Annotated in this window: 15 protein-coding genes; 5 read left to right on the top strand and 10 right to left on the bottom strand. The window is 61.1% G+C overall.

Annotated elements, in window-relative coordinates; genetic code table 11:
* Window positions 1-112 precede the first annotated feature (112 nt).
* The 3 genes from Pan216_RS12570 (at window position 113) to Pan216_RS12560 (ending at window position 3,150) form a co-directional block, all read left to right on the top strand.
* On the top strand, window positions 113-919 hold the full coding sequence (locus Pan216_RS12570) for an ion transporter (protein ID WP_145258327.1): 807 nt from the start codon (window positions 113-115) through the stop codon (window positions 917-919).
* A gap of 77 nt (window positions 920-996) precedes the next feature.
* The gene (locus Pan216_RS12565; protein ID WP_419193671.1) at window positions 997-1,947 is read left to right on the top strand and encodes a phytanoyl-CoA dioxygenase family protein; all 951 of its coding nucleotides are present in this window, start codon (window positions 997-999) and stop codon (window positions 1,945-1,947) included.
* Window positions 1,948-2,049: 102 nt separating this feature from the next.
* The gene (locus Pan216_RS12560) at window positions 2,050-3,150 is read left to right on the top strand and encodes a GTP-binding protein (RefSeq protein WP_145258326.1); all 1,101 of its coding nucleotides are present in this window, start codon (window positions 2,050-2,052) and stop codon (window positions 3,148-3,150) included.
* Between the two features lie 122 nt (window positions 3,151-3,272).
* Here the strand turns inward: Pan216_RS12560 and Pan216_RS12555 are convergent, their stop codons facing one another.
* The 6 genes from Pan216_RS12555 to Pan216_RS12530 all read right to left on the bottom strand — a co-directional run bounded on the left by Pan216_RS12555 (window position 3,273) and on the right by Pan216_RS12530 (window position 8,689).
* Window positions 3,273-4,451 (bottom strand): methyltransferase domain-containing protein, encoded by a 1,179-nt coding sequence (locus Pan216_RS12555; protein ID WP_145258325.1) that lies wholly within the window; start codon window positions 4,449-4,451, stop codon window positions 3,273-3,275.
* A gap of 411 nt (window positions 4,452-4,862) precedes the next feature.
* Window positions 4,863-5,327, bottom strand: a complete 465-nt coding sequence (locus Pan216_RS12550; protein WP_145258324.1) for a hypothetical protein — start codon at window positions 5,325-5,327, stop codon at window positions 4,863-4,865.
* Between the two features lie 13 nt (window positions 5,328-5,340).
* Window positions 5,341-6,261, bottom strand: coding sequence for a DUF1559 domain-containing protein (locus tag Pan216_RS12545; protein WP_419193589.1), 921 nt, complete (start codon window positions 6,259-6,261; stop codon window positions 5,341-5,343).
* Window positions 6,262-6,496: 235 nt separating this feature from the next.
* Complete coding sequence (locus Pan216_RS12540) at window positions 6,497-6,826, bottom strand: TfoX/Sxy family protein (protein ID WP_145258322.1); 330 nt, start codon at window positions 6,824-6,826, stop codon at window positions 6,497-6,499.
* A 44-nt stretch (window positions 6,827-6,870) separates the two neighbouring features.
* Window positions 6,871-7,758, bottom strand: a complete 888-nt coding sequence (gene dapA / locus Pan216_RS12535) for a 4-hydroxy-tetrahydrodipicolinate synthase (protein WP_145258321.1) — start codon at window positions 7,756-7,758, stop codon at window positions 6,871-6,873.
* A gap of 211 nt (window positions 7,759-7,969) precedes the next feature.
* Window positions 7,970-8,689, bottom strand: a complete 720-nt coding sequence (locus Pan216_RS12530) for a pyridoxine 5'-phosphate synthase (RefSeq protein ID WP_145258320.1) — start codon at window positions 8,687-8,689, stop codon at window positions 7,970-7,972.
* A gap of 250 nt (window positions 8,690-8,939) precedes the next feature.
* Between Pan216_RS12530 and Pan216_RS12525 the strand changes: the two genes are divergently transcribed.
* A complete protein-coding gene (locus Pan216_RS12525; RefSeq protein ID WP_145258319.1) occupies window positions 8,940-10,154 on the top strand; it encodes a hypothetical protein in 1,215 nt (404 codons plus the stop codon).
* 58 nt (window positions 10,155-10,212) lie between these two features.
* Window positions 10,213-10,833, top strand: a complete 621-nt coding sequence (gene ruvA / locus Pan216_RS12520; RefSeq protein ID WP_145258318.1) for a Holliday junction branch migration protein RuvA — start codon at window positions 10,213-10,215, stop codon at window positions 10,831-10,833.
* A 36-nt stretch (window positions 10,834-10,869) separates the two neighbouring features.
* Here ruvA and Pan216_RS12515 read toward each other — a convergent pair whose 3' ends face one another.
* From Pan216_RS12515 to ileS, 4 genes are all read right to left on the bottom strand, one after another.
* Complete coding sequence (locus Pan216_RS12515) at window positions 10,870-12,687, bottom strand: sensor histidine kinase (RefSeq protein ID WP_419193588.1); 1,818 nt, start codon at window positions 12,685-12,687, stop codon at window positions 10,870-10,872.
* A 762-nt stretch (window positions 12,688-13,449) separates the two neighbouring features.
* Entirely contained in the window at window positions 13,450-14,043 is a 594-nt protein-coding gene (locus Pan216_RS12510; RefSeq protein ID WP_145258316.1) for a response regulator, read from the bottom strand.
* 437 nt (window positions 14,044-14,480) lie between these two features.
* Window positions 14,481-16,313, bottom strand: coding sequence for a tRNA uridine-5-carboxymethylaminomethyl(34) synthesis enzyme MnmG (mnmG, locus tag Pan216_RS12505; protein WP_145258315.1), 1,833 nt, complete (start codon window positions 16,311-16,313; stop codon window positions 14,481-14,483).
* A gap of 124 nt (window positions 16,314-16,437) precedes the next feature.
* A complete protein-coding gene (gene ileS / locus Pan216_RS12500) occupies window positions 16,438-19,719 on the bottom strand; it encodes an isoleucine--tRNA ligase (protein WP_145258314.1) in 3,282 nt (1,093 codons plus the stop codon).
* Window positions 19,720-20,360 lie beyond the last annotated feature (641 nt).

The raw sequence follows: 20,360 nt of genomic DNA, 5'->3' as shown, positions 1-20,360 counted from the left end.
ACGATTTTGCCGAAGAGGCTGTCCGTACCGATTGCTCGGACGCCCTGGGAGGTTTGCCCAGCATGCGCAACCCCCCGGGCGAGTGTCGCGAGATATTCCGTAGGGAGGAGAGATGTCACTGACCGTCGTTCACGCCGATATGGGAGCGGCAACGATTCCCTTCGAGCAACCTCCGGCTCCTCCCTGCGAGAACGACTCGCGCGTGCGCGTCGGATCGCGGTTCGAGTACGTCATTCAGGCCCTGATCTTCGTCTCCCTCCTGGGACTCGGACTGGAAACGCTCCCCGACATCGACCCGACAACGGAATTCCTCTGTAGCGTTATCGAGATCGTCACGGTTGGCTTCTTCACGATCGAGTACGCCGTTCGGCTGATGAACGCCAAGAACAAGTTGGGCTTCGTCTTCAGCTTCTATGGATTGATCGATTTGGCGGCCTTCCTCCCCTTCTTCATCACGCTCGGCTCTTTTCACATGGCTCCGATGCGCATGTTCCGCATTCTTCGGATCCTCAGTGGTTTGAAGTTGCTCCGCTACAGCTCCTGCTTACGCTACCTCCTCGATGCATTTCGCCAAGTCCGCGATGAACTGCTCATGTTCCTCGTTGTGACGCTGCTCATCATCTTCGTTTCGTCGGTCGCGATCTATCACCTCGAACACGAGGCGCAGCCCGAAACCTTCAAGTCGATCTTCCATTGCATGTGGTGGGCGGTGGCAACCCTGACGACCGTCGGCTACGGCGACATGTATCCCATCACGGTGGCGGGCAAGATTTTCACCGGCTTCGTCACCATCCTTGGTGTCGGAACTATCGCCGTCCCCTCCGGTCTCATCGCTTCGGCCCTGACCAAGACGAAAAAGGAGCGAGCCGACGGCTCCAGTCCCGAGTCCGGCAACGACGGCGAGCTGATGGCGGCTTGAGTCCCTTCGATTTAAACCGGCGGCGAATAGATCAACCGGCTGCTAGCTCATATACCGCCTGAACGGTTTGACAGGTGATGTCACCGGTCCGGGAGGTTCCGACAAACCACCCGGCGTCGCGTGCTGGCACGGTCCGAAAGAAGACCGACGTCACGACCACCGTCGGCGTTGGCATCGGCTTCGCGTTGGATGGTGCTCGCCATTTTCGCATGCCGGTGAGTCGACCACCCCGAAGTCACTTGCACGAGATCGAACAGCACATGGATGCTCTCACTCCCGGGGAACTCGAGTTCTTCCAAGAGAACGGCTTTCTCGTCCTCCAGCAACTCGCTCCCGTCGCGCTGGTGGAGCGTTTGGGACTGTTGACCGAGGAGTTGGCATCGATCGCCGATCCTCCAGTCGAGTACGAGGCGAGTGTCGGCTACCCCGGAGCTCCGGAGTCGCAGGCAAGCCCTGGTGGGCGCACCGTTCGCCGCCTGCGTCACGCCGTGAGCCGTCATCCGCTTTTTCTCGAGTGGGCCTGTAGCCCGGCGATCGCCCAGCGGCTAAGACCGCTGCTGGGAGATCAACTCGTCCTTCCTCTGGCTCACCACAATTGCATCATGTTGAAGGATCCAACCTTCAGCAGCGACACCGATTGGCACCAGGATTGCCGCTACTGGAACTACGAACGAACCGATCTAGTCAGCGTCCAGCTCGCGCTCAACGACCTGACCGCGACGACGGGGAGCCTTCACTTTCTCCCCGGTTCCCATCGCATCGACTTCGGCCCCGATCGCCTCGACGAGGAGAAATTCCTCCGCCTCGATCACCCGGCGAATCAAGAACTCCTCGCTAGTGTCGTCGAAACGGAACTCGCCGCCGGCGATGTGGTCCTCTTCCACGCGAGAACCTTCCACGCGGCCAGTCGCAACCGATCGGATCAGCCTCGTCGCTCGGTGATTTTCACCTACCACTGCGCGGACAATCGACCGATGCCCGGTTCGCGCTCCGCCGCCTCGCCAGAGATCATCATTCCTTGCGATTGATCATCGATGTCGGCCTCCGGCGCGGATGAACGGTTTCACCGACGCAGGGGAATCGCGTACAATCGTCTGACTGACCGGCAACCACGGCGCGGAAGGAAGTTCATGGCGAGTGTGCGGTTCATCATGGTGGGCGGGTTCCTCGGAGCCGGCAAGACGACGACCATCGCGCGGCTGGCCGCGACCTATCAGTCTCAAGGCCTTTCGGTCGGCATCGTGACCAACGACCAAGCCTCCGACCTCGTCGACACTCACATGCTTCGCTCCTTGGGCCACGAGGTCGGCGAAGTGCCCGGCGCCTGTTTCTGCTGCAATTTCGACGAGTTGATGGAGACGGTCGATCGACTCGGCAAGGAGGAGCGCCCCGACGTGATCCTCGCCGAACCCGTTGGCAGTTGCACCGACTTGGCCGCGACGGTGATTCAACCGTTGGCCAAACTCTATGATGAGCGTTTCTCGATCGCCCCCTACACCGTCATCCTCAAGCCGAGCCACGGACGGCGCATTCTTCGCGGAAGCTCCAAGGGAGGTTTCTCACCGAAGGCCGAGTACATCTTCCTCAAGCAACTCGAAGAAGCCGATGGCATTCTCGTCAACCGCATCGATGAACTCGACCCCGCGGAAGTCGACGAACTAGCGGCGTTGGTCGAGGAGCGACATTGCGGCATCCCGATCCTGAGAATCTCCGCCCTATCGGGACAGGGTTTCGATGGATTGACGGAGTTCCTGAGCCAGAAGGGAGATTTTGGGCGCCGCATCCTCGATCTCGACTACGACGTCTACGCGGAAGGAGAGGCGGAACTCGGCTGGCTCAACAGCAGCGTCACGGTTCGAGCCAAGAACGACTTCGACCTCGACGATCTGCTCATGGACGTCATCGGCAAACTTCGCCTCCGTCTCGCCGAGCAAGGAGCGGAGACGGCCCATCTCAAGACGATCGGCTTGTGGGAAGGTTTCTACGGCGTCGCCAACCTTGTCAGCAGCGACACCGATCCCAAGCTCTCGCTCCCCTCTCGCTGTCAGGCCAAGGAAGCCGACATCATCGTCAACGCGAGGGTCGCGATTGATCCGACCCAGTTGGAAGAACTCGTCCGCCAAGCGGTCCTCTCGTCCTGTTCGCGGATCGAAGCCAGTCCAGACTTTCGCCGAACCCAGAGTTTCCGACCGGGTCGTCCCATACCGACTCACCGTTTCAGCGAAGTCTAGTGCTTTGCCGGGTCCAAGAGTTCGGATGGCACTCTCTGCCGGTCAGCCAGAGAAAAGTGATCGTGGGTTCACCACCCGAAATCTAGCGTTTGACGCAGCTCTAGGCTGCGTAGCCGAGGCCCCTAACAACACGCCGGACCGCAACAGTCACCGGTCTCCTCTCGCGACGTCGAGACCATGCCCGTCCTCGTCTCGCTGGGATCTCGGAGAGCGCCTCGCTTGCAGTCGAACGGCAGGGCTTCGTCGAGAGGAACGACGTCCGCGGGCTCGATCGGCTCGAACAGTTCCTCATAGGGCTCGCGTTGCAGGAGATGAAACGTCTTGTCGCAAACAGCCGTTCGCCTACCGCGATGAAAGACATGCCCATCATCATCCTCGACACGCGAGAAAGGGCCGCGATAGATGAGGCCTTGCTTGCGTTCTAAACAAGGCCCCAGCTTTCCCTTATGAGCCATGACGGTCATGGAGCGGAACTCGATCCCTTCGACCACGCGCCACGGCTCGGCCTGGCGTTCGACAATCTCGAGCCCGTGAAAGCCCGCTTGCTCAAACGCTTCGAGAAACCGATCCTCGCGAAACGCCCCCGAAATACAACCCGACCAGAGTTCCGGATCACGTTGCAGATGGGCGGGAACCTCTTCGTCACAAACAATGTCGCTGATGACGGCGCGTCCATCGCGCCGAAGCACGCGAAAGACCTCGCCGAAGAGTTGTTCGCGGTCACCGTGCCGAACCAGGTTCAGCACGCAATTCGAGAGGACGCAGTCGACACTCGACTCGGCGATCATCGGATGCTCGGCGCGCAGACGATCCTCAACCGCACGCAGTTCCAGCCATCCGGCACGGCTCGCGACGGGATGGTGGGCGAGGTGCTTCTCGAGGAGATCCAAATCGAGACGCAGATCCTGGATCATGCCACTGCGGAAGGAGACGTTGTCGAACCCAAGCCGCTTCGCCACCGTCGGCTGGTGACGGCGCGCCAAGGAGAGCATCTCGGCATTGCAATCGACCCCGATGACCTTTCCATCGCGACCGACTAGCTGGGCGGCGATGTAGCAAAGCTTTCCGCCACCGGACCCGAGATCGAGCACTGTATCTCCCGGCCGGACATAGCGAGACGGGTCGCCACAGCCGTAGTCGCGTTCCAGGATCTCGTCGGGAATGATCTCCAGGAGATGGCGGTCGTAGGCAACCGGACAACAGAGCGACTCCTCGCGCTGTCGGGCTCCCTTCGAATAGCGCTCCCGGACAGAAACTTCCGGAGCAACGACGTTTCGGTGCGTCTCAATCTCGATGCTCATGGCTTCCCTTGCGCAATCCAGCCCAGGGCCGAGCGGTCCATACTGACGAGCTAGCGAACTATAGGCAAGGTTGCCGCGATCAGTCTGTGATGTGCGCTACATTCCCGAACCGGGAGCGACTCCGCGCCAGCGTCCTGATTGGCGAGTTCGCTGGAACGATCCTCTTGGGTGCCATGGGCCACCCCCATGCCCACGCTGGTCGTGGGCATACACGATAGACTCACGCTGGTCGTGGGCATACACGATAGACTCACGCTGGTCGTGGGCATACACGATAGACTCACGCTGGTCGTGGGCATACACGATAGACTCACGCTGGTCGTGGGCATAAGTGGGAAACGCTCTTGATTCGGCAAGCTCCCGCGCGATGGAGGGAACAGGCGCCATGGAACGAACTTGCCGATCAGGTCGCTAGATGCCTTCGTCCTCAAAGACTTCGAGCAGCGGTTCCTTACCGTCCCACGAAAGCTCGATCGTCAAGTCGTCGGCCGGTTCGTCGATCGTGTACTCGAGCCCTGACGTCGTGTAACTGCTGTACTTTTTGGGCACCAACCACTGTCGCTTATTCGGACCAAGTTGCTCGATCGCAAAGATCTCGACACGGTGCTTCCCCGGCATCACCCCATCGGCGCCGCCGAATGTCGTCATCGCGAAGCGACCGTCCTCGAGGACCTTGCCCGTCGCCGGTCGCGACCCGTCGGGCACGAACCGCACCACGCCCTTGGTCAAGGGCTTACCGTCAACGACCACGGTCCCCGACACCGGGAAACGCTGGGGACGCCCGTCGCCGCATCCGGCCGCGAGAACCACCGCGAGCGGAAGCATCAGCAACAGCGCCGAGCAACGACGATGAGGAGTCAGCAAGCGTGCAATCACGGAGGTCTCCGGCTCAGTAGGCATTGCCATCGATCAGTTCACCCTTCTTGATCGTGCTCAAGGCCCGGTAGACGCCCAGGTCCATCTCCTCACTGAGAAACGCCACGCTGCCGTCGCCAAAGACGAAGTGACCGCCCCCGGGGTGGCGGCTCGCGAAGGCGCCGTTGACCAGCGTCCCGTAGGAGTCGAACGTGATCCCCTCCTCAGGTAGAGTGTTGAGCGGATTGTTAGTCGATCGCAGCGAGTCTTGATGACGGGAGCCGAGCGTCCAGGTGTTGGACGATTCGGGGGTGTCGGGCGCGACGACCTCCCCAACCATCATCGTCTTGGTTAAGCCGTCCTTGATGTCGGCGCGTCTTGTCCCACTCACGTAGTAGAACGGCCCATTGTTGAAGAACTTCACCGCACTGTTGATTCCTTGGCTCGGTCCGTTGGTGCCGGTCACGAAGGCATAGCTCCCCACCGCCCGCTGCGCCGAGTTTAACCGATTGAAAGTGTCACTCGGGCAGACATAGATCTGCACCGTCGTCCGCAGCGCCGTTGTGTTCATCGCCTCCCACGTGCTCACGAACGGACTTCCACTGCTGTGGTAGAGACCGACCTTGAGATTGAAGGAGTCGTAGAGGGCCTGACGATCGAGTTCGGGGAGCAAGAAGACCAAGCCGCCAGTCCCCTGGCGTTCGTGGCTCCGAAGCGTGGTGCAAGGTGCCGAGCTGGTCCCGTCGCAACTCAAGCGACCGGGGGGATAGATGTTGTGGGTCGACTCGTAGTTTTCGAGCGCCAACCCGATTTGTTTGAGATGATTCTGGCACTGGCTGCGCCGCGCGGCCTCTCTCGCTTGCTGGACCGCGGGCAAGAGAAGCGCCACGAGAATGCCGATGATGGCGATCACGACCAAGAGTTCCACCAAGGTAAATGCGCGTCGACGCAACATAGCGACCCCTCGCTTTGGGAGATGTGGAGAGCGAGTAGGACTCGCCGATTCTTCGAGATTGCCCCATGGCCGCGGGGAGAACCCGCGCCCGATCTCGAAGACGAGCCCCAACAGACAAACACTGTACCAGAATTCTTTGTTCGCGGAGGAGCAACTATTGTCCGGAAGAGTGCCCTGACTCAGTCGATCGGCGGGGAAGGAGTCGAGTCGCAGGAACTGGAAGGGATCGCACTGGCTACTTCGGCGGCAACGTGACCACGAAGGCGACCGCATCGCGGACCCATTGCTCGAGGGCATTGTCCGTCGCGAGGCCATCGGACTCCACGATCACCCAGCCTTTGATGATTCGCCCGGCGTTGTTGAACTCACGAACGTGAGGTTGAAAAAGCGCCTGCTCCGCCCGTTCGAGACCGAGTCTAAGAAGAAGATACTGGTCCCGAACTCCACAACACATGTTGCCGTGGAGTAGGAAACCGATGCCGCCGAACATCTTCTTCTCGACCAGGCTCTTGCGACGTGCGAGAACTTTGCGTACCCGGTCGACTAGTTGCTCGTCGTAGGCCACGCATCCCACCTTCTCGTGTCGGCGATGACGAGAGTCAGGTCTCTCTAGAGGATTTCACAACCTTCGAGGGTCTTACGAAGTTGCTGATAGCCGTCGTCACCGAGTGGTGTCATCGGCAGACGCAGCACGCCGTTGCTGGTGCCGAGTAACTTCATCGCTCCCTTGATCGGAATCGGATTGGTCGCGAGGGTGAGCATGTCCTTGCACAGCGCGAAGAGACGGTTATGAACCGCCCGGGCCTTCGCGAGATCCCCCTTGGCCATGGCGTCGGTCAGTTCCAGCAATTGCTTGGGAACGATGTTGGCCACGACCGAGACCACGCCGCTGGCTCCCATCGCCATCAAGGGCAGCGTCAGGCTATCGTCGCCGCTGAGAACCGTGAGCTGCGATCCGGTGAGAATCTCGCACGCCTGGTCCATCGAGCCGGTCGCTTCCTTCACCGCGACGATGTTGGGGTGCTCGCCGAGGAGGTTGATCGTCTTGGGAAGCATGTTGGCGCCGGTGCGACCCGGGATGTTGTAGAGAACGATCGGGATCTCGACGGCGTCCGCGACGGTCGCGAAGTGCCGAAGGAACCCTTCCTGGGTTGGCTTGTTGTAGTAGGGAGCGACCATCAGTGCTCCGTCGACGCCGACCTCCTTGGCGAAGCGGGTCAACTCGATCGCTTCGCGCGTCGAGTTCGAACCGGTGCCCGCCATGACCTGGATTCGGCCGGCGGCGTGTGCCGCGACCCGTTCGATCACTCGTCGATGTTCGTCGTGATCGAGGGTCGGCGATTCGCCGGTGGTTCCGACGGGAACGAGCGTCTTGGTCCCCTGCTCGACGTGCCAGTCGACCAGGCGATCGAGTCCTTCGATGTCGAGTTGTTCGTCCGCGGTGAATGGAGTGACCATCGCGACGCTCACTCCGGCGAACTGCTCTCCCTTGCGCATGTTTTCTTCTCCAGATTGGCCACGCTGGCAGCGTGCGGCCAAGGTGGGCTTTCTCTCCAAGGTCGACCGTGCGGTCGAGTTACCAAGAGTCCGGCGATCGCGAAACTCGTCAGGTGGCGCGATCCACGCTCGCGCAAGGCGTCAACCTATCAGATTGACGCCACTTCGGCGAGATGACCCGACCGCATCCCCTGGACGCGATGTCCAGGGCTCAGCCGCGAACGATGATCTCTTTCATCTCGCGCACGGCCTGGGTCATCCCCACGAAGACGGCGCGACTGACGATCGAGTGCCCAATGTTGAGCTCGTCGATCTCGGGAATCGCCAACACTCGCGTGGTGTTGACGTAGTTGAGCCCGTGCCCCAAGTGCAGGGTCAGCTCAAGGGTCCGCGCCACGTTGGCCGCCTGGACCAACGCGCGAAACTCCTTGTCGATCGACTCGGAGTCGATCGCGTTCGCGTAGGCTCCCGTGTGAAGTTCGACCGCGTCGGCGCCGGTCGCGCGGCTTGCATCGACTTGTTCGGTGACGGGGTCGATGAAGTGGCTCACCTCGATCCCCCCCTCACGGAGCTGCTTGGTCGTTTCCTCGATGCGGGTCCGGTTCCCGACGATGTCGAGACCTCCCTCGGTGGTAATTTCCTCACGCCGTTCGGGGACGAGCGTCGCCTTGTCGGGACGGACCTCCAGGGCGATGGCGACCATTTCCTCGGTCGCGGCCATCTCGAGGTTCAGTTTCACCTGAACGGTCTCGCGGAGGATCCGCAAGTCTCGATCTTGGATGTGTCGTCGATCCTCGCGCAGATGTAGCGTGATGACGTCCGCGCCGCCCAGTTCCGCGGCCGCCGCCGCCCAAACCGGATCGGGTTCGCGACCTCGCCGGGCCTGACGAATGGTCGCCACGTGATCGATATTCACCCCAAGTCGTGCCACGTTCGTTCGCCCTGATCGTTCCTAGCTAGACCTTGCCCCATACCGCCGGCTTGCCACCAGTCGAGGCCCCTCATCGAAGGGGCAATTCTACGGGACTGCCGCCGACGGACCAAGCGACAGCGCCGCCCTCCGCTTGTTCGCGGCCGATCTCCCGGCTAAAGTTAGAGAAAGCATCCGACTGAATGCCAACCTTCCTCAACACGGCGAACGTCGATCACTTGCGAAACCGTACGCCTGCTAGGATCCAACCATGAGCCTTACTCCCTTCCCAACTAGACCTCCTCGCCACCCCGTGAAGTTCGCGCTCACGCTCGGATTGTCCGCGCTCCTGGCGATCGGGACGGCGGTCCCCGCCCTGGCTTGCCCCTTCTGCTCGCAGATGGGGCGAAGCTTTTCGGACGACATCCGGCAATCGGACCTGACGGTCTACGGCACCATCGAGAACTCCCGCGTCAGCGCCGAGTCTTCCCCAGGGCAGACCGACGGCGAAACCACGATGAGCATCGAGAGCGTCCTCAAACCGCACCCCATCCTGGGCAAGAAGAAGAAGGTGACGTTCCCCCGCTACATTCCGACGGCGAACAAGTCGCCCGAGGACTACTTGATCTTGGCCGAGGTCGTCGACGGACGCATTGATCCCTACCGCGGCATGCCGGTCGAAGATCGACGTTTCGTCACCTATCTCTCCGAATCGATGAGTCTCGACGCCGCCAAGGCCGACAAGCGACTCGGCTACTTTTTCAACTACCTCGGCGACGACGATGTCAATATCTCCGGCGACGCCTACAAGGAATTCGCCAACGCCCCCTACGAAGATGTTCTCGCCGCCGGAAAGAGCTACGATCCCGACAAGATCGTCGAATGGCTCGCCGACAAGAAGACGCCGACCTATCGCTACGGCTTGTACGGTCTACTTCTGGGGATCGGGGGCGAATCGAAGCATGAGGCCGTGCTGCGCGAGTACATCGAAGATGAAAATAAGCGTCCCGTCACGGGGACCGACGGACTGCTCGCGGGCTATTGCCTCCTCAATCCCCAGGCGGGCATCGCCTTTGTCGCGTCGATCCTCAACAATCCCAAGAACTCCTTCGAGTACCGCTACTCCGCCCTCAAGGCGATTCGCTTCGTTCTCGATCAGATGCCCGACGTCGACAAGAAGGTCCTCTTCGCCGAGCTGAAGAAAGCCCTCAACCAACCCGACATCGCCGATCTCGTCATCAAGGAGCTTCGGGTCCGCGGTCAGTGGGAGGTGTCCGACGAGGTCCTGGCCCTCGCGGAGAAGCCAAAGTACGACCACCAACTGATGCGACGAGCCATCCTTCGCTACGCCCTGCAGTGCCCAGGTGACTCAGCCAAGGCCTATGTCGAGAAAGTTCGCAAGGAAACACCTCAATTCGTCAAGGACACCGAAGCGGTTCTCCGAATCGAACAGGAACAGAGCAAACAGATCGAAAACCGGCAGTAATCCCCCCCCCGATCCCTGGGCGGCGGCCGACGACGAAACCAACGGAGCCAATCGGTTCATGATCACCAGTATTCGCGGAACCCTCGTTCGAGTCCTTGAGGAGGAGGCCCGTATCGCGGCGGATCACTTCGAGTATCAAGTGCTGCTCTCCGACTGGAGTCGGCGCTCGGTCCAGATGAATCTCGGGGAAGATGTCGTCCTGCACACCATCGAGTACCTCGAGGGCGATCCGCGACGGGGACGTTTGACGCCGCGACTGGTCGGCTTTCTTTCCGAACCCGAGAAGGAGTTCTTCGAGCTCCTCTGCACCGTCGACGGGATCGGCGTTCGCAAGGCGCTCAGCGCGATCAATCGGCCGATTCGAGACGTGGCCGGCATGATCCATCACCAGGATCTCGATCTCCTCTCGACCCTTCCAGGGGTCAGCAAGTCGACCGCCGAGCGGATCGTCGCCAAGTTACGCAAGAAGGTGGCGAAATTCGCACTCATGGTGGAGCGCGTCGACGTCCCCAAGGAATCGGGAGCGACCCAGGACGTCATCGAGACGGCGTATCTCGCGTTGGTGAGCGTGGGACATCCCGAAGCGGACGCCCGCAAGGAAATCGATCGCGTGCTCGCCGGGGGAAAGAAGTTTCGGACCGCCGAGGAGATCCTCTCGACGGTCTACGAACGCTCGTGATCTTGGCGAGAAGAGGACTACAGAGCCACTAAGTGACTACGCGACTTTTGAATTGGCGTCGTGTCCCTCCCCGCTCGCGAGTGCGGGAAGAAAAATCGAAACGCACGTCGGGGGGCCGCTATCGATGACCACGCGCCCGCCGTGTTCCTCGGCGATCTGCCGGGCCACCGGCAACCCCATCCCCAGCCCGCGACCGGCGGAGCGTCCCGAATAGAAGGGATCAAAGGCATGGAGTCGGTCTTCGTCGCGGAACCCGGGACCGCTGTCCCGAACGTCGACGCGAAAGACTTCCGAGCCGCCCGCTGATCTCTCCAACGAGGCGGCGACCTCGACGCGACCTTCGGAACCAGCTACCTCCAGAGCATTGACGATCACCTCGGCGATCATCCGCACGACATCCTCGGGACGTCCAACGATGTGCGGCGCAGCTTCAATCGGCGAAAGCGTCAACTGCGTCGACGCGGCTCGCTTCGAGGCCTCGGCCACCGCCCGTTCCAGGATGCCCGATGTCGACATCGTCCCGTGCGACGCTGGCTTCTCCCGTCCGAGGATGTGCAGGTCGCGAATCATTCGGTGGATGCGTTTGACCTGATCGTCGATCTTGTGGAGCGACTCACGTCTGCCGGCATCGACTTCGCCGTGAAGCAACTCCCCCGTCTTTCCGAGAATGGTCCCCAGCGGGTTGTTGATCTCGTGACCGGCGCCCGCGGCGAACTCGGCGATCGCCCGCCACAGCCGTCGATCGCTCTCCGAGGCCGTCTGCTCGGTCAGTTCCGCGAGACGCTGCCGACAGTCGTCCGCGGTCTGCCGCAGGGACTCGCGCTCTTGCCGCGCCCTCAGGGCTGAGGAAAGAGCCGGCAACTGGCGCCGTAGCGTCGGCGTCGCTTCCTCCTCTTCCAAGTAGAGAACCGAGAGCGCCTCGCCGCCCGAGCCGATCAGTGGCGACGAACGCCGAAGATGTCCCGGTAACGTCTCCGCCTCGAAAGCCACCTTGGATTCTTCCGCGAGAGAGAGCCTACCATCCTCGAGTACCAATCCCAGACCGCCAAAATCGGCGAGCCAGAGCGCGATCGAACCACAGATGTTGCGAGCGAGAAAGCTGGCGAGGACCGTCGCGAGTTCCTCTTGCGAACGCGTCAGCGAGATGAGATGCAGGTCCTCTTCATCGTGCCGGGCGCATGCGAGCGCGGCGTTCCTCGCTCCCAAGCGAAGCAGTCGCCAGGCATCGCCGTCGAGCGAGAGTTGCTTCCGCGAGGCGCAGCGGGGCACGTCGGCGAGAACGGACGGCCATGGGATTCCGGGAAAGAGCCGAGAGAGTCTCGCGCCGACTTCCTGGCGAGCGTTCGCCGCTCCGCCAACGTACAGCAATTGTTCGGCAAGTGCGGTGCAGCGACGACTTGGGGACGTCCCCTCCAGATGATTGAGGAGATCGACGCCGGTCAGGGGTTCGGCGATCGGTGACGGCCGCAGTAGCGTCGACCAGAAGACCGCTTCGAGTTTTTCCCAACCGGTCATCGCCGCGATCGATTGCGCCAGCAAGGCATGGGGAAGACGATCGGGTCGTTGGTGCTCCGGGAGCCTCTCTCCCATCTTGCTCGCAACGGTCTCCCAATCGGGATAGCCCAAGAAACGCGAAGGCCAGGATGCCCAGGAGTCGGAACTGCTCTCTTTTTGAGCGCGTTGGGGAATCGTCGCCTCGACCAGGACCAACGCGAGGTCCGGGCATTGACGAGCCAGGGAGAGGTAGTCGAAAGGGTCAGGCTTTTCTGCCAGATCGACAAACCACGAGAGATTGGAGGAAAGATCCCGCTGCGAGCGGAACCCGTCCGGGCATCCTGCCGAATGGAGGATCACCAGCGTCATCCATGATCAAGGGCACTGCCCCGCTTCGGCGATCCATCCCTGAGTCGCCGTCATGTCGTTGGCCCCGCAACGACGATCGCGTCGATCCTCGCCGCCAAGAGACGGACGTCGAGGGACCGAGCGAGCAGGAAACTAATGGCGACCCTATCGGTGGAAACCGGTGATTTGACAAGCCCTAAAAAGCGAGGAATGTCGCTTGCGCACAGCCATGACCTGATGGTTGGGTGCCACTGCCTGCTTGCCAGACAGTGAGAAGGACTTAAACCACTGGCAACCCGAAGCTAGACGTTTCACGGGGCACTCTTTTGTTCGTTACGCAAGAACTATCGGGTGCCATGCCCACGCTCGCCATGGGCATGCTGGAATCACCTGCGATTGGGCAGTCTCCCGCACGACAATAGGGCCGAGAGCTCATGGAACGAACTTGCCAATCAGGACACCAACCCCTCGGCATTGGCTGATAAGCAGCCAGCGGCACCCGAGCGGTTCGATGGTCCGGCGCCGCAGGGAATGGCCACGATTCTCCTCAAGCGACGCACCATGGTGTCGCCCCCGCAAGAGAACGCTGTCCCGAGTCCGGGCTTCGCCAACGAAAGCCCCCACCCCGTCCTCGGAACGAATGGAAATCCACTCGCCGAAACGCCGGAAGACTCGACGACGAACAACACAACACCAAAGAGGGCATAGGTAGTGACAGGGGCGCCCAAGGGCCTGCCCGGCAAGGCGAGCAGGCCGCACGTGCGTCCAATCAAGCTAGCTGATCGCCGGCTTGGAAGCTTCCATCTCGAGTAGCGAGCAGACGCGATCGACGAGCTCTTCGGATTCGAACGGCTTCTGAAGGAAGTCGTCGGCTCCGGCGATCTTCAGCTCTTCGACCTTGTCGGCCTCGACCATACCGCTGATGCAGATGATCTTGACGTCTTCGAGCTGGTTGTCGCTACGAACGCGATGGCAAACTTCGCGGCCGTTGATATCGGGGAGCATCACGTCGAGCACGATCAGGTCAGGATGGTATTCCTTGACCATCATGCCGGCGTCGAAACCGTTGTTCGCCGTCTTGATTTCGAAGCGGCCATCCGCCTCGAAACCAGAACGGAGGATTTCGACCAAATCGACATCGTCGTCGACGATCAGGATCTGCCGCTTCTCGCTGTCGAGCGCATCGGTGGGAATTCCATTTTCCTTCATGAACTTATGAAGGGTTTCCCGAGGAATACGACGAAAGCGCGAGCCCGGAACCCGAAAGCCCTTAAGCTGGCCCGAGTCGAAGCAGCGAATGATGGTTTGCTGGCTGACTTTGCAGATACGAGCGGCTTCGCCCGTTGTGAACACGGTCTTTGATCGCATGTTTAACACCCGACCCTCACGGATCGGCCCGCTGTGCTCGGGACCCCGTTGCGTCTCCCTACGCAGGAAAGCCGAAGTCCTCGCCTAACCTTCCCTGTTTCCGCTTCATCCCCAGCCGACCCAACCATGACAGTCAGGACGAAGGCCGGAGGGAGTTGACTTCACCTCACACGAATAAGCAAGACCAATCCCGCCAACGTTTCCTTCCCAGCGGCACTAACCTGGCCTATTCGGTCACCTCACTTGATGGCCAAAGAATCTTCCGTGAGTCACCGCGCCGATCCTTCCTGCCGGCTTTACCAGCCTTGCCATCGACAGCGATTATAACTAGGTTCCAAACCAAGTCAACGCGAGATGGCTATCCCCACTTGCCACAACAGACTGAAATTAAAGAGTTTAGCCATAGCGTTCTCTTCGCGTGCATTTTTGTCGGGAAGTTATTCTCCACGCCTTCGGCCAGTTCCCGATTCCAAATACATTAGCACCGTCGCCAAATCCGCCGGGGTGATCCCACTCACCCGGCTCGCCTGTCCGAGGTTCGCGGGCCTAACCCGCGCGAGCTTCTCTTTTGCCTCAAACCGAAGCTGCCGCAATCCGCTGTAGTCGAAGTCGGCCGGGATCCGCTTCTCTTCCAAACGCTGGAATCGCTCGATCTGATTCCGCTGCTTCTGTGCGTACCCGGCGTACTTGACCTCCAGTACCACTTGATCCACCGCGCGGCGGTGACTCTCAAACTCCCTCAGCGACGGATGCTGGCTCGCGAGTTGCTCCCACGTCACGTCCGGACGACTCAGCATCCGTTCGAGCGTCACACCCTCGGACCGCTGGTCCTTTAGATGCGCTGCCAGCCGTGCGGCGACTTGTTCCTTCTCGTCGAAGCGGTCCCAGTCGATTTGATTCACCAGGCCCACCTCCCGTCCGAGCGGCGTCAATCGACAGTCCGCGTTGTCCTGCCGCAGGAGCAATCGAAACTCCGCCCGCGACGTGAACAACCGATAGGGCTCGTCGACCCCCTTGGTGACGAGGTCGTCGACGAGAACACCAATGTACGCCTGATCACGTCCCAGCACAAGCGGCCCCTTCCCTTGGAGCTTGAGCGCCGCGTTGATGCCGGCCATGAGTCCCTGGGCGCCGGCCTCTTCATAGCCGGTGGTGCCGTTGATCTGCCCGGCGAAGTAGAGCCCCTCCACCCCTTTCGTTTCGAGCGTCGCATGAAGCTGCGTCGGCGGGGCGTAGTCGTACTCCACCGCGTAGCCATAGCGCATGATCTCCGCCTGTTCGAGGCCGGGGATGCGATGAATGATCGCATCCTGCACGTCAATCGGCAGGCTGGTCGAGATCCCGTTGACGTAGTACTCGAGCGTGTTTCGCCCTTCTGGCTCGAGGAAGATCTGATGCCGATCGCGCTCGGCGAAGCGAACGATCTTGTCCTCGATCGACGGGCAATAGCGCGGGCCACCACTGCGGATCTGACCGGTGTACATCGGGGCGCGATGAAGGTTCTCCCGGATGATCTCGTGAACCTCGGGCGTCGTCCACGAGAGCCAGCACGGGATCTGTTCGACTTCGAGCCGGTCGGTCGCGAACGAGAACGGCGAGGGATGCTCGTCCCCCGGCTGAATCTCCAGTCTCGAGAAGTCGATGGTCCGGCCGTTGAGCCGAGGTGGCGTCCCCGTCTTGAATCGTTCGAGACGAAAGCCGCTGGAAGTGAGCGCTTGCGAGAGCCCTGTCGCGGAGGCTTCGGCCGCCCTGCCCCCTTCGGACTTCGCCTCGCCCATGTGCATGAGGGCCTGGAGGAAGGTCCCGGTCGTCAGGATGACCGCTCTGGCGCGGTAGGTCGAATCGCCGCGGGTCGTCACCGCCTCGACCTTTCCGTCGCGCACGAGGATGCCCTCGACGATCTCTTGGCGCAGCGTCAGGTTCTCCTGCTCCTCAACGCGTCGTTTCACGGAGAACTGGTAGGCCTTTTTGTCCGCTTGGGCTCGCGGACTGTGCATCGCCGGGCCTTTGGAGCGGTTGAGCATCCGAAATTGAATGCCCGTTTCATCGATGACCCGCCCCATCTCGCCGCCGAGGGCATCGATCTCACGAACGACTTGGCCCTTGGCGACGCCACCGATGGCCGGATTGCAGCTCATCTGACCGACGGTGTCGCAGTTCATCGTGAGCAACGCCGTCTTGGCTCCCATCCGGGCGGCGGCGAGAGCGGCCTCGGTGCCGGCGTGTCCCGCGCCGACCACGACGACGTCGACATCATGGACTAAAGGCATGGTGGCTCTCGTATCGAGGAGTCAGGGAAAGGGTTCGCGCAACCGATCATCATGGGCGTCACCGTGGGAGCAACGCGCCTCCAGGGTGCCCACACCAACGCGAGCATGGTACATCAAAATGGCGCTACGCTTTCGTGACGCCAATCCGCACCTGGGTGCCCTCGATGTCGATTGCCTGAGCGAGCGAGGAAGAATCGAGGGCCGTCAGCTTCACGCTGTCCGCCAAGGTCTCGGACTTGATATAGTCTGTGTGAGCTTCTGTCGCCGATGCGACCACTCCCGAGGTTTCGACGCCGACCTCAATCCGATCGGTAAACGCCAAGTCGAGTTCCCGGCGCATTCCCTGGATGGCGTGGACGATCTCCCGAGCGACCCCCTCCTGCTTGAGTTCCGGGGTCACTTCGGTCGTCAAGACGACCACGGCGCGACGACCCTCGGCGGCGGCATAACCCGGGCGTGCGGAGAGGTTGATGAAGACATCCTCCCCCGTCAGCTCGATCGCCTCGCCGTTGACCTCGAGCGAATAGGCCCCTTCGTCGATGAGCTGGCGCCGGACGCTGGCGGCATCGACCGACCCGAGGGCCTTGCTGATCGCCCCCATCTTCTTGCCGAAGCGCGGACCGAGCCGTTTAGGGTTCGCTTTGAGCGAAAACTCGACGTAATCCTCAGCTTTCGTCGTGAATTCGACCCGTTTGACGTTCAATTCGGTCTCGATCAGCTCCTCGTGGCCGGTGAGCGCCTCGGCGTGACGAACGTCGGCAAGGAGGACCTCGACCGCGGCGAGGGGTTGGCGGACCTTCAGTTTCGCCTCGGTACGCGCCGAACGACCGACGCTGACAACCTCGCGGACGAGGTCCATCTCGTGAGCGAGATCCTGGTCGACTAGATCCGAATCGGCTTGGGGCCAATCGCAGAGATGAACGCTTTCGGTGGCAGCGGAATCGACCTTCGCGACGAGACTCCGGTAGATCCGCTCGGCCATGAAGGGCACAAAGGGCGCCGTGAGCTGCGCGAGCGTCACCAGGCACTCGTAGAGCGTCCAATAAGCGGCTCGTTTGTCGTCGTCGAAGCCGGAAGTCCAGAACCGCTCACGACTTCTGCGCAGATACCAGTTCGACAACGCATCGACGAAGGCCGAGATCCGCCCGGCGGCCCCGAAATTGTCGAGGTTGTCCATCCGCTCGCTCACGAATGCGATCGCCTGGTGCAACTCGCCGACAATCCACCGATCGAGCAACGCCCGCTTCTCCACAGCGAGAAATGGGGTCACTTTGGGGTCGAATTGGTCGATATTTGCGTAAATCGTGAAGAAACTGACGATATTTTGCAGCCGAATGAGGAATTCTCGCTGCGATTCTTGGATCCCCGACTCCTGGAAGCGGATGCTGCTCCAAGGGGCCTGCCCGCAGAGGAAGAACCAGCGCAGGGCGTCGGCACCGTACTTGTCAAAGACGGCGGTCGGCTCCGAATAGTTCTTGAGCCGCTTGGACATCTTCTTGCCATCCTCGCCCATCATGTGTCCGAGGACGATGCAGTTCCTGAACGGCAGCGGGTACGACGGCGGGTTCTCCCCCATCTGGTCCTGGAGCATCGTGCCGATCGCGAGCAGGCTGTAGAACCAGCCGCGCGTCTGGTCGATCGCTTCGCTGATGAAGTTCGCGGGATACTGCTCCTGGAACTTCTCCTTGTTCTGATGCGGATACCCCCACTGCGCGAACGGCATACAGCCGGAGTCGAACCAGCAGTCGATCACCTCCGGGACACGTCGCATCCGGGCATCGGGATCGTGGGGACTCTGGTAGGTGATCTCGTCAATGTAGGGCTTGTGAACGCGCAGATCGTCCGATAGCTCCGGATCGGCCTTCTTGGCGGCTTCCCAGACTTCCGTCCCTTGCACATCAGGCTTCGCGAGCAACTCGTCGTAGCTGCCGATGACCTCCTGCTGGCCAGTCTTCTCGCACTGCCAGACCGGTAGCGGCGTCCCCCAGAACCTCTCGCGGGAGATCGCCCAATCGACGTTGTTGCGCAAGAAGTCCCCGAAACGCCCTTCCTTGATGTGTTCGGGCATCCAGTTGATCTGCTGATTGTTCTCGAGGAACCGGTCCTTGAACTCGGTCGTCTTGATGAACCAACTATGGCGAGCGTACTGGATCAGCGGATCCTGCTCGGCCCGGGGACAGAAGGGATAGCTGTGCCGGTAGACGTCCCGTTTGAGGAGCGTCCCGGAGTCCTTGAGGAGTTGGATGATCTCCTTGTCGGCCTCTTTGCAGAACTTCCCCGCGACCTCAGTCGCCTCGGGACGGAACTTGCCGTCGGGCTTCACCATTTGCAGGAAGCCGAAGCCCTTTTCACGACCGAAGCGATAGTCGTCCTCGCCGAACGCGGGCGCGACGTGCACGACGCCGGTCCCCTGCTCGGTCGTCACGAAGTCAGCGGTGTCGACCTCCCACTGGCGTCCCTCGGTCGGCTCCATGTAGCGGAAGATCGGCTCGTAGCTCAATCCGACGAGATCGCTGCCCTTGAAGCAGGCGACTTCGCGAAGATCCTTCTCGAGATCGAGCTTGAGGCCGGCGAAGGTCTTCTCGATGAGCGCTTCGGCCAAGACGAATCGTTCGCGCTCCCCCTCCTTGTCGAACTCCAACACGACGTAGTCGAGGTCATCCTTCACGGCCAGCGCGATGTTGCTGGAAAGCGTCCATGGCGTCGTCGTCCAAGCAAGCATACTCGTGGCCACGCCGTCGTCGAGCCCCTTGAGTTTGCTCGGTTGCTTGAGACGAAAGCGGACGTAGATCGAGGGATCATCCGTATCGCGATAGCCCTCGGCGACCTCGCCACTCGAAAGCGCCGTTCCGCCCTGAGCCCACCACCAGACTACTTTGTGCCCCTGGTAGAGCAGCCCGCGGTCGAAGAGGGTCTTGAGCGCCCACCAGACGCTTTCGACGTAGGACTGGTGATAGGTGACGTAGGCATCGTCGAGATTGACCCAAAAGCCGATCCGTTTGGTCAGTTCTTCCCACTCGCGGGTGTAGCGGAAGACGGACTGGATGCAGCGATGGATAAAGGGCTCGATGCCGTAGTCTTCGATCTCCTGCTTCGAGTGGATACCGAGTTCTTTGCCGACTTCGACTTCGACGGGCAGCCCGTGCGTGTCCCAGCCGGCCTTGCGCTCACAGCGGTAGCCGCGCATCGTGAAATAACGCGGAAAGACATCCTTGATGACGCGCGTAAGGCAATGCCCCGGGTGAGGCATGCCGTTGGCCGTCGGCGGCCCTTCGAAAAACACGAAGGTTTCCGCATCGGCTCGGTTGGCGAGCGTTTTTGCGTAAATGTCGCGTTCTTGCCAGAACTCCAGAGTTTCCCGTTCGGCCTTCGGAAAGTCGATCCGTGGTGAGATTTCTTCAAACATCGGTTCCCGCCCCTTTGGGGAGGCTCCTGGCAATTAGCGACGAGTTTTCCTGTGATCCCATCTCGCGAAAGCACTCTCGGGCGAACGGGGGCGATCGGCACCGACCAACGCGTCTGGGCCTTTTGTCGCTCCTGTCTCCGTCCCCGGGCGCTAGCGACCCGACGACGAAACCACTTTCCGGAGGAGTAAACGGCCCATTCTAGTGACCCTCTCCACGCCCGGCGAGGCGTGCTCGTCGCGGGAGAAAGGGTGTGGCTCTCGATATTGGTCGATATGGAAACTCTGGCTAACCCCCGGTTGATTCAACCGGGGCCGACGCAGTCGGTTAGAAGTCTCGAGCAAGAACCTCATCTGGCGACGATCATCCCTTCCCGGCATGCACCTTTCGCCCGCGACTTCTAGCGTGCTCCGCACACCCCAGTGGCCCAGCAATCGGAGCTACCCAATAGTGGACAGACGCCCAACAAGAATCCGCGGCCACACCCGAGAGAAATGACCGCCTTGGTTAGCCTTGACCCAATTCCCCGATCAGGGATAAGGACGCGTGTCACCAGGGCCGAGTTCGGCCAGGTGTTCCGAATCGCCCCACGAGCGTGGCTGGCCGGGACATCGAACGATCAGATGCTGATCAAGTGGACTCG

Source organism: Kolteria novifilia, from assembly GCA_007748055.1.
Classification (GTDB): domain Bacteria; phylum Planctomycetota; class Planctomycetia; order Kolteriales; family Kolteriaceae; genus Kolteria; species Kolteria novifilia.
The sequence above is the reverse complement of the archived record's forward strand: the minus strand, read 5'-3'. Positions and strand labels throughout refer to the sequence as shown.